Below are 7,550 nucleotides of genomic sequence, written 5' to 3' on the forward strand. Positions count from 1 at the left end.
CGCCGTCCGTTTCCCGCCGCCGACCCACCCCTCACCACCCGACTGGAGGCCCCATCATGGTGACGTTCGTGAACAAACTGACCGTCCACGGCGACGTCGAGGAGTTCCTCGCCGCCAAGGACCGCGTCACGGCCTACATGAGCGCCCAGCCCGGTTACGTCGGCCACCAGACGCTGCGCCTGGTCGGCAGCGAGCCGGTGTTCCTCGAACTCGCCCAGTGGCAGGACGCCGCAGCCCACCGCGCCGCCGTCACGAGCCCGGCCTTCCGGGAGCTCGTCGGCGGCCTCCGGCAGCTGGCGACCCCCGACCCCGGCCTGTACGAGACGTTGCCCGAGCGCAGCGGCGCCCGCGCCGAGCCGGCCGCGGCGGGCCTGCGATGAGCCCCGGTGCCGAGGTCCTCGTCGTCGGCGCCGGACCCGTCGGCCTGACCGCCGCCCACGAACTCGCCCGCCGCGGTCTGCGTGTCCGCCTCGTCGACGCCGCGGCCGGCCCCTCGCGCACCAGCCGCGCCGTTGCCGTCCATCCGCGCACCCTGGAGACGTTCGACCAGATGGGCACGGTCGACGGCATCCTGCGGCACGGCCGCCGCAACCAGGCGTTCACCATGTACGCCGCCGGGCGCCGCCTGGTGCGTCTCGAGGCCGACTACCGGTCGATGCCGACCCGCCACCCCTACAGCGTCATCATCGAGCAGACTCGCACCGAGGCCGTGCTGCGCGCCGCCGTCACGCGGCTGGGCACCGACGTCGAATGGGGCGTCCGCCTGACCGGGTTCGAGCAGGACGCGACCGGTGTCCGCGTGCGGCTGCGGCACGCCGACGGCACCGAGGAACACTGCGAGGTGCCCTGGCTCGTCGGCTGCGACGGCGGCCACAGCACCGTGCGCAAGACCCTCGGCCTGCCGCTGCTCGGCGAGAGCCGCGACACCTGGATGCTCGCCGACGCCCCCGTCCGCACGGACCTGCCGCCCGACAGCATCTACTGGGTCCACACGGGGGGCCAGGCCCTGATGATGGTCCCCTACGCCCGCGAGGGGCGCTGGCGGCTGCTCGACACGGCCCCCGGGGCGTCCGGCGCGACCGGGGCGGCGGACCGGTTCACCGCCAAACTCACCCGGGGGCTCGGCACGGACGTGCGAGTGGGCGAACCCGAGTGGGCGTCCGTGTTCACGTTCCAGCAGCGCATGGTGCCACGGATGCACGAGGGCCGGGTGTTCGTCGCCGGGGACGCCGCCCATGTGCACAGTCCGGCCTCCGGTCAGGGCATGAACACCGGCATCCAGGAGGCGTACAACCTGGCCTGGAAGCTGGCCGCCGTCCAGCAGGGGTACGCGCAACGGCAGCTGCTCGACACGTACGGGCTGGAACGCGTCCCCGTCGGCCGGGCGCTGCTCGGTTCGACCCGCACCGCGACCGCCCTGGTCCAGTTCAAGAACGCCCTCGCCACAGTGGCCCTGCCGCTCGTCTTCTCCGTCGTGCGCAAGGTGCCCGCGCTGCGCCGCGCCATCCAGCGCAAGGTCCTGGGCGGCATGTCGGGACTGCGCCTGGACTACGCCGCTTCACCCCTGACCACCGGCGGCGGACCCGAGCCCGTGCCCATCGCCGCTCCGATCGCCTCTCCCGTCATGGTGCCGCGCCGCGCCTCCGTGCCCGCGCCCGGCGAACGGGTGGCCGGCGCCGCCACCGTCAGCGACGCCCTGGTGCGCGAACTGCGCGACGTGCGCTGGACCCTGCTCGTCGCCCCCGGTGGCCACGACGCGGCGGGCGCCCCCGTCCGCGCGGCTCAGGAAGCCGCCGACGCCCACGGCGCCTGGCTGTCCGTGCGTTCCGTCGGCGGCAGCGGCGCCGGCCCCGCGCCGCTGCCCGACCCGGACGGCGCGCTGTGCGCCGCACTGGGCTTCGCGGCGGGTGCCTGGGCGCTGGTGCGGCCCGACGGCTACCTGGCCGCACGCGGCGACTTCCTGACCCGGGGCGCGCTCGCCCGGGCCATCGCCCCCGTGTACCGGGCGGCCGATGGTCCTGCGGCGTCACTCCAGCGCCCCTCCGGTGGCCGTCGAGCCGTTCAGGACACGGTCGAGACCACTACCGGTGCCATGGAAAGGGAGAGCGCACGATGACGTCACCCTCGTCTTCACCGTCGTCCACGAAGCCGGTCGCCCTGGTCACGGGCGCGACGAGCGGCATCGGGCTGGCCGTCGCCCGCGAACTTGGCGCCCGCGGCCACCGCGTCTTCATCTGCGCGCGGACCGCCGAGGAGGTCGAGCGGACGGTCCGGGACCTGCGCGCGGAAGGGCTGGAGGTGGCGGGCACCGCAGCCGACGTGCGCTCCGCCGCATCGGTGACGGCGCTGGTCCGGGCCGCCGTCGACGCGTTCGGCCCGATCAGCGTCCTCGTCAACAACGCCGGACGCAGCGGTGGCGGCCCCACCGTCGGCATCTCCGACGAGCTGTGGCACGACGTCATCGCCACCAACCTCGACAGCGTCTTCCTGCTCACCCGCGAGGCGCTCCGCAACGGCGGCCTGGCGGACGCCCGGGGCGGCCGGGTGATCAACATCGCCTCGACGGCCGGCAAGCAGGGCGTCCTGCTCGGTGCCCCGTACTCCGCCTCCAAGCACGGAGTCGTCGGCTTCACCAAGGCACTGGGCAAGGAACTCGCCCCCACCGGCGTCACCGTCAACGCGGTCTGTCCCGGCTATGTCGAGACGCCCATGGCCGAACGGGTCCGCCGGGGCTACGCCGACGCCTGGGGCACCACCGAGGAACAGGTGCAGGAGCAGTTCGAGGCGAAGATCCCGCTCGGCCGCTACTCCACCCCGCAGGAGGTCGCCGGTCTCGTCGGATACCTGACGACCGAGCACGCCGCATCCATCACCGCGCAGGCGCTCAACGTCTGCGGTGGCCTCGGCAACTTCTGACCGCCCGGCCCGGGGCGGCCTCCTGACCAGGAAGTGAGGAACGGACATGTCCGCTGAGCGAGTGCACCGCACGACGCACGAGGTGACCGTCGCCGCGCCCGCCGGCGTGGTCTACGGGCTGATCTCCGACGCGGTCCGCTGGCCGCTGTTCTTCCCGCCCAACGTGCACGTGGAGCAGCTGGAGTTCGACGGCGACAGCGAGCGGCTGCGCATGTGGGCCACCGCCAACGGCCAGGTCCGGTCCTGGACCTCGCGCCGCCTCCTGGACCCGGCACTGCGGCGCGTCGAGTTCCGCCAGGAGCTGCCCGCCGCCCCCGTCCAGGCCATGGGCGGTACGTGGACCGTCGACGCGCTCGGCGCCGACCGGTCCCGGCTGACGCTGCTGCACGAGTTCACCGTCGCCGACGACGCCCCCGACGACGTGGCCTGGGTGGAGCGGGCCACCGACACCAACAGCCGCACCGAGCTGGACAGTCTGCGCCGGCTGGCCGAGCAGTGGGGGCGCCTGGACGAACTGGTCCTGTCGTTCGAGGACTCGGTGCGCGTGCACGGTCCGGCCGAGCTGGTCTACGACTTCCTCTACCGGATCGGCGACTGGCCCGAGCTGGTGCCGCACGTCTCCCGGCTGGACTTCACCGAGGACGAGCCGGGCGTGCAGGTCATGTCGATGGACACCCGCACCGCCGACGGCTCCTCGCACACCACGCGATCCGTCCGGGTGTGCTTCCCGCACGCCGGACGCATCGTCTACAAACAGACGGCCACGCCGCTGCTCATGTCGGCGCACACCGGCGAATGGTCCGTCGTCCCCGACGAGACGGGCGTGACGGTCTTCGCGCAGCACAGTGTCGTGCTGCGCGAGGAGAACATCGCGCGGGTGCTGGGCGAGGACGCGGACCTCGCACAGGCCCGGCGCTATGTACGGGAGGCCCTGGGCCGCAACAGCACGGCGACGCTCGAACTCGCCAAGAAGCATGCGGAGAGCGCGGTAACGGTCCTGTGAACACGACGCCGACCGCCGTTGCCCGTGCGGCGGCGGACACCGCGGGCCCGCCCGCCCCGCCCCTGGACGCGGCCGAGGACAGCCCGCACGGCGTCGAGCGGGCCGCGCGGCTCGAGCGCCTGCTCGGCGACCCCTGCGATCCGCACAACCCGCACGGCTACCGGGCCCTGCTCGACGCCGACGCACAGCGTCGCGTACCGGAAGCCACCGAGGCGCTCCTGACCGACGTGCGCCTCGGCGCCGAGTTCGTCCCCCGGGACCTCGGCGGACGGCTGGCCCGCCCCGATGTACTCGCACGCGCGCTGCGACCGGTCTTCCGGCGCGACGTCGCGCTCGGATTCGGCTACGGCATCACCTCCCTGTTCGGCGCCTCCGCCGTCTGGGCGGCGGGTGACGAGCGCCGACGCGCCGACACCGCCCGGCTGCTGCTCTCCGGCGGCCGGGTCACGATCCTGCACCACGAACTGGCCCACGCGAACGCCATCCTGCGCGACGAGTTCACCGCTCGCTCCGCGCCCGGTGGCGGTTTCGTGCTCGGCGGGCGCAAGGACGTCGTCATCAACGCCGACCGGGCGGACGGGTTCGTGATGTACGCCCGCACGGCGACCTCGGCAGGCCCAAGAAGCCATTCCGTGCTGTTGCTCGACCCCGAGCGGCTCCCGCCGGGCGGCCTGCGCAGGCTGCCGCGCGTCCCCACCCACGGGATGCGCGGCAGCCGGTTCGCGGGACTGGAGTTCACCGACTGCCCCGTCCCCGCGGGCACGCTGGTCGGCGACGTCGGCGACGGTGTCCAGCTCGCCCTGCGTACGTTCATGGTCAACCGGTGCCTGATCCCCGGCACCGTCGTCGCCGGGGTGGACAGCGCCCTGCGCTTCGCGGTGCGGGCCGCGACCGCCGGCCGTCCCACCGGACAGCCGGCCCGCCGTCACCACGCGGTGCTCGCCGGGGTCTTCGCCGATCTGCTGGCCTGCGACAGCATGGCGGTCACCGGGCTGCGTGCGCTGAGCCTGCTGCCCGACAGCGCCCATCTCCTGGCCGCGGCCGTCAAGCTGACCATGCCGGACCTGCTGCGCGAGGACCTGGAGGAGCTGGCCACCGTCCTCGGCGCGCACGGCTACGACCCCGGGCCGCTGTACGGCGGCTTCCAGAAACTCGTCCGGGACCTGCCCGTCGCCGGTCTCGGCCATGCGGGCAGCGCGGCCTGCCAGGCCGTGCTCGTGCCGCGGCTGCGCGCGCTCGCCCGCAGGTCCTGGTTCTCCGACGAGGAGCCCACCGCGCGCCTTTTCCTGCTGTCGGCGCCCGTCCCGCCCCTCGACTACCGGAAGCTGTCCCTGTCGGGCGGCGACGACGTGCTGACCGCGTCCCTCGTCGGCACCGCCGAGCGGCTGGGACCGCTGCGCGGCCACGGCCCTCTGTGGGCGGCACTCGCCGATCTCGCGGACGCCTTCGTCCAGGAGATGCGCGCCCTGCGCGAACAGTGCGCCGCGCTACCGGAGTCGGCGCAGGCCACCCTCGCCGACCCGCGGGCCTGCACGCTCGCCGACCGCTATGTGCTGGTGCTCGCCGCCGCCGCGTGCCTGGGGGTGTGGGAGGGCCAGGACGGCATGGACTCCTTCCTCGCTCAGCCCGAATGGGTGGTGCTCGCCCTCACCCGGATCGGCCGCAGGCTGGGCGCGCGGGTCCCCGAACTGCCCGACACCGCCACCGGGCCCATCCTGGAGGAGGTGCTCCTGCGGTACCGCGAAGGACGCAGCTTCGACGTGTACGACACCCGCATCGCGGGTTAGGACCTGTCGTCGGGATCACGCCGAAGGCGCGGGGGACCGGCACGCACACCGGCGGCGGCGTCGTCGGTCGCCGACTCCCCCGAGCTCTGGACGAACGACAGGCCCTTGGAATCCGGAAGGGAGCCACCATGGACCAGCCGGGAATCGGCGCGCCCCTCCACGTCCGGCCCGACGGGCCGTGGCGCAAGGTGCCCGAGCACCTGACGGCGTACGGCAACGCGGTGGTCCACACCACCTGGGGCGAATGGCTGCCCACGGCGGTCACCCAGCCCCGGCTGCGCCAGCTGCTCGGACGGGACTGGACCCGCTGCCGGCGCATCCCCGACCCCACCGTCCGCTACCGGTTCATCGCCTCGCGCCTGCTGATGAAGTACACGGCGGCGGCCGCCCTGCGGGTCGAACCGGAGTCGCTGGACGTGTCGTACCGGCTCGGCGGCCGGCCGTACCTGCGCGGCTTCGACCAGATCGACTTGAGTCTCACGCACACCGGCGACCTGATGGCCGTCGGGCTCAGCCGGGACGGACGCATCGGTGTCGACGCCGAGCCCGCCGACCGCAGGATGCGCTTCGACGTGTTGCAGGCGCAGATGTGCACGCCCACGGAGGCGGCCGAGCTCGCCCGCCTGCCGCAGGACGAGCAGGCCGCCGAGACCCTGCGGTTGTGGACACTGAAGGAGGCGTACACCAAGGCGCTCGGCCAGGGCATGCGGCTGGGTTTCACGGAGTTCGGCTTCGGCCTGCGCACCGGCCGGCTGCTCGCCCCGGACGGCACCCGCGGCTCGCGCGGGGAGTGGAGCTTCGCCACCCACCGGGCCCTCGGCCGCTATCTGCTCAGCGTCGCCTGCCACGACACGGGCCTGGACACCGCGCACGACACGTCGGCGCGCACCATGCTGGACCCGGGGTTCGCCGCGGCCATGGCCGAGACCTCGTAGCGGCGCGCCGGCCCCTGCTCCAGAGGCGCTCGCCGGGCTCTCGAAACCGGCTGGAGGCGGGGCGGCGGCGTGCCCCGCGCCGGATAGCGTGCTCGGCATCCACGAGTGCGTGAGGGGGCGCGTCATGCCGGAAGCGGGAGTCGACTTCGTACCGGCCGCCAGGCTGCGGGTGCTGCCCGGCGGTGCCGCCGCGCCCGCGCCCGGAGCGGTGCGGATCTTCCTCATGGGCGGCGACGCGCTCGCCCGTGCGGGAGTGATGTCCCTGCTCGCCGGCCACGACGGCCTCACCGTCGTCGGCGACGACGAGCCGGGCCCCCGCGCGCTCGCCGCGCTGCGCGCGCACCGCCCCGACGTGCTCGTCCTGCACGCACCGCGCGACCTGCGCGAGGTCGCCGCCCTCCTCGACGGCATCGATCCCGAGCTGCCCGTGCTGACCGTCGGCGGCTGCGAGCCCGACGCGCGCTGCGCCCAGAGCCTGCACGGCCACCTGCCCGCCACCACCACCGCGCGGCAGCTCGCCGCCGCCGTGTCGCTGGCCGCGGCCGGCTACGCCCTGACCCGTGGCCGACCGCCCGCCGCCGACGGCGCCGCCGGCCGGCCGAGGGGCAAGACCTCCGTCTCCGACGTGCCGCCCGAGGCGCTGACCGACCGCGAGGGGGAGGTGCTCGACCTCGTCTCGCGCGGTCTGTCCAACACGGAGATAGCGCAGTCGCTGACGCTGTCCGAGCACACCGTCAAGACACACGTGCAGAACCTGCTGCACAAGCTGCGCCTGCGCAACCGCGTGCACGTGGCCATCTACGCCTTCGAGGCCGGCCTGCGCTGACGCGCACCGCATCAGGTCCGGGTCAGCGTGCCGTCAAGGCGCCCCGCGAGGCTGAGCCGGTACTGCGCCGACCAGCAGCGGAC

At 74.1% G+C, this 7,550-nt stretch carries 7 protein-coding genes; all 7 read left to right on the forward strand.

The window, feature by feature from the left end; all coding sequences use genetic code 11:
• The first annotated feature begins 56 nt into the window (after positions 1-56).
• Positions 57-380 (forward strand): antibiotic biosynthesis monooxygenase, encoded by a 324-nt coding sequence (locus tag ACFY9E_RS38900; RefSeq protein WP_390993151.1) that lies wholly within the window; start codon positions 57-59, stop codon positions 378-380.
• Positions 377-2,116: an FAD-dependent oxidoreductase gene (locus tag ACFY9E_RS38905; RefSeq protein ID WP_390993154.1), complete on the forward strand. Its 1,740-nt coding sequence runs from the start codon at positions 377-379 to the stop codon at positions 2,114-2,116. The genes ACFY9E_RS38900 and ACFY9E_RS38905 overlap by 4 nt, the downstream gene beginning before the upstream one ends.
• On the forward strand, positions 2,113-2,916 hold the full coding sequence (fabG, locus tag ACFY9E_RS38910) for a 3-oxoacyl-ACP reductase FabG (RefSeq protein WP_390993157.1): 804 nt from the start codon (positions 2,113-2,115) through the stop codon (positions 2,914-2,916). Before ACFY9E_RS38905 ends, fabG begins: the two co-directional genes overlap by 4 nt.
• Before the next feature lie 46 nt (positions 2,917-2,962).
• Positions 2,963-3,919 (forward strand): SRPBCC family protein, encoded by a 957-nt coding sequence (locus tag ACFY9E_RS38915; protein WP_390993159.1) that lies wholly within the window; start codon positions 2,963-2,965, stop codon positions 3,917-3,919.
• Positions 3,916-5,706 carry an acyl-CoA dehydrogenase family protein gene (locus ACFY9E_RS38920; RefSeq protein ID WP_390993161.1) on the forward strand — a complete coding sequence of 597 codons (1,791 nt, stop codon included), beginning with the start codon at positions 3,916-3,918 and terminating at the stop codon, positions 5,704-5,706. Before ACFY9E_RS38915 ends, ACFY9E_RS38920 begins: the two co-directional genes overlap by 4 nt.
• 128 nt (positions 5,707-5,834) lie before the next feature.
• Positions 5,835-6,641 carry a 4'-phosphopantetheinyl transferase superfamily protein gene (locus ACFY9E_RS38925; RefSeq protein ID WP_390993163.1) on the forward strand — a complete coding sequence of 269 codons (807 nt, stop codon included), beginning with the start codon at positions 5,835-5,837 and terminating at the stop codon, positions 6,639-6,641.
• Between the two features lie 124 nt (positions 6,642-6,765).
• The gene (locus tag ACFY9E_RS38930; protein WP_390993166.1) at positions 6,766-7,467 is read left to right on the forward strand and encodes a LuxR C-terminal-related transcriptional regulator; all 702 of its coding nucleotides are present in this window, start codon (positions 6,766-6,768) and stop codon (positions 7,465-7,467) included.
• Positions 7,468-7,550: the final 83 nt, after the last annotated feature.

This window comes from Streptomyces sp. NPDC012466 (genome assembly GCF_042955215.1).
Classification (GTDB): Bacteria; Actinomycetota; Actinomycetes; order Streptomycetales; family Streptomycetaceae; genus Streptomyces.